The following is a 2,609-nucleotide window of genomic DNA, read 5'->3' on the forward strand; positions in this document are numbered from 1 at the left end:
GCTGGTGTCGATGTGGATTGGCGGTCGGTGGTCGGTGGGGGAGGCGGTGTGATCGATCTTCCGACGTACGCGTTCCAACACACCCCCTACTGGCTGAGCGTGCCGCCCGCCGGAACCGGAGACGCATCGGACCACCCTTTCCTGCGGAACGCAGTAGAACTCGCCAACGATGGAGCCATCCTGATTGCCGGCCAACTCCGTCGGTCCCGATGCTCCTGGCTGAGCGACCAACCATCCGCCGGCGGCCTACTCGACTTCACTCTGCATGCCGGTGACCAGATCGGCTGCGACCGAATCGAGCAGCTGGAACTGATCACCCCACTAGTGGCGCCGGACGCCGGACCGATCGACGTCCAGGTCCGGGTAGCGGCGCCCAACCTCGACGGCGAGCGCACGATCACGGTGTACGCCAGACCCGAACACGGAGACTGGCGCGAACACGCAACAGGGCTCCTGACCGTCGCTACAGCGACGAAGTGGACGGCAGAGGGCGACCGTCACGACGTTTTCCTGCCGGAGGACGCCACATCCGAGGGATACGCTCTCCATCCGCTGCTCTGGGACGCAATTATCCGGACGGCCGCGCCGGACGACGATCGGGCTTGGACACCCGCGAGCGTGCGCGGACTGCAGTTGCATGCCTCCGGAGCGACCGCTCTCACGGTCACGGTGATCCGCACGGGCGAGCTCACATCGCGGATCGAAGTCACCGATCGCGCTGGTGCACCCGTGGCGCTCATCGAGTCGGTGACGATGCGACCGATGGATCGCATCCACGACGCGGGTGCCGGTCGGCTGTTCCGCATCGACTGGGTACCCGGAACGCCAGCGCTGGTGCCGACACCAGTCGCGAGCGTGTGGGAAGCGCGCGGCACGTTGGAGGATGTGCTCGAGCGCGTACAGACGTGGGCGGCCGGAGACTCGGGTGTTCTGATGATCACCACGCGGGACGCCGAGTCGGATCCTGCCCAGGCGGCGATCGCTGGCCTCGTGCGATCTGCACAGTCCGAGCATCCTGACCGCTTCATGCTGTTCGATCTTCCGTCCGACGTCGAACTGACAGAGGCGCTTGTTCGCGATGCCGCGGCAGTCTGCGAACCGCAGATCGCGATGCGTGACGGCAAGATCGTTGTTCCTCGTCTCGCCTCCGTGAGACGACGGACTCCGCAACCACTCCTGCTGCCCGGGACCGTGGTGGTCACCGGGGGAACCGGGGGCGTTGGTGCGTTGATCGCACGGCACCTGGTCGATGCGTACCACGTTCCTCGGCTGATCCTGCTCTCGCGACGCGGCATCGACACGCCCGGCGCGGAGCAACTGCGAGCCGAACTGACCGAGTCCGGTGCCGAGGTGGATGTCGTCGCGTGCGACGCTGCCGACCGTGACGGCCTGAAGAAACTCCTCGACTCCGTACCCGACCTGTCCGGAGTCGTCCACGCAGCCGGCGCGTTGGACGACGGCGTGATCGCCTCACTGGATCCGGAACGGCTGCACACGGTCATGCGACCGAAGATCGACGCGGCGTGGAACCTGCACCACCTGACCCTGGACCGCGACCTGTCGATGTTCGTGCTGTTCTCGTCCGTCTCCAGCACATTCGGCAGCGCCGGGCAGGGCAACTACGCGGCAGCCAACGCCGCGCTCGAGGCGCTCGCCCACCATCGCGTCGGCCTGGGACTTCCCGCCGTTGCACTTGCCTGGGGACTGTGGGAGCAGACCAGCGGAATGACCGGCCACCTCAAGGAGGTCGACCGTCGGCGTACCGCCCGTGACGGAGTGCTCGCGTTGTCCTCTCACGACGGGTTGGCGCTGTTCGATGCGGGAGTCGCAGCCGACCACCCCGCACTCGTCGCCGCCCGTCTCGACCTTTCCTGCCTGGACTCGATCCTGGTGAGCCGCCTGAAGCCTGCGCGAGTCAAACGGGGCACGGTCTCGTCGAACTCGGGCACCCTGGCCGACCGGATCGCCGGAATGCCCGCCCGTCAGAGGACACGAACGCTGACCGATCTGGTGCGCGACACCGCCGCTGAAGTACTGGGCCACGCCGGACGGGAGGACATCGGTGCCGACGACTCCTTCCGAGACCTCGGCGTCGACTCGCTGACCGCGGTCGAACTGCGCAACCGCCTGTCCATGGCCGCCGGACTCACTCTGCCGAGCACCCTGGTGTTCGACCACCCCACCGCACGATCGGTGGCCGAGCGTCTGGAAACGGAGTTGCTCGGGCAAGTCTCCGAGACGGCACACGGTGCAGACGAACGACACGCTGTGCCAGGTTTATCGGATGATCCGATCGTGATCGTCAGCATGGCCTGCCGGTATCCGGGCGGTGTCGGCTCCCCCGAGCAGTTGTGGACCCTCCTGGCCGACGAGCGGGACGCGCTGACGGAGTTCCCCACGGACCGAGGATGGAACATCGACCACCTCTATCATCCGGACCCCGACCACCCCGGGACGAGCTACACCCGCTTCGGTGGGTTCCTCGATGATGTCGCCGGGTTCGATGCGGGGTTGTTCGGGATCTCGCCGCGTGAGGCGTTGGTGATGGATCCGCAGCAGCGGCTGTTGTTGGAGTCGACGTGGGAGTTGCTCGAGCGGGCGGGGATCGG

Annotated in this window: 1 protein-coding gene and 1 pseudogene; both read left to right on the forward strand. The window is 66.9% G+C overall.

From position 1 onward, the window contains the following. Window positions 1-99: 99 nt before the first annotated feature. Window positions 100-714: pseudogene (locus ACFYVR_RS26900) on the forward strand (hypothetical protein); the annotation flags it as partial. 48 nt (window positions 715-762) lie between these two features. After that, window positions 763-2,609: SDR family NAD(P)-dependent oxidoreductase (locus tag ACFYVR_RS26905; RefSeq protein ID WP_387479441.1), on the forward strand; the 1,847-nt coding region annotated here is incomplete at its 3' end.

This window comes from Rhodococcus sp. NPDC003318, from assembly GCF_042879035.1.
Classification (GTDB): Bacteria; Actinomycetota; Actinomycetes; order Mycobacteriales; family Mycobacteriaceae; genus Rhodococcus_G.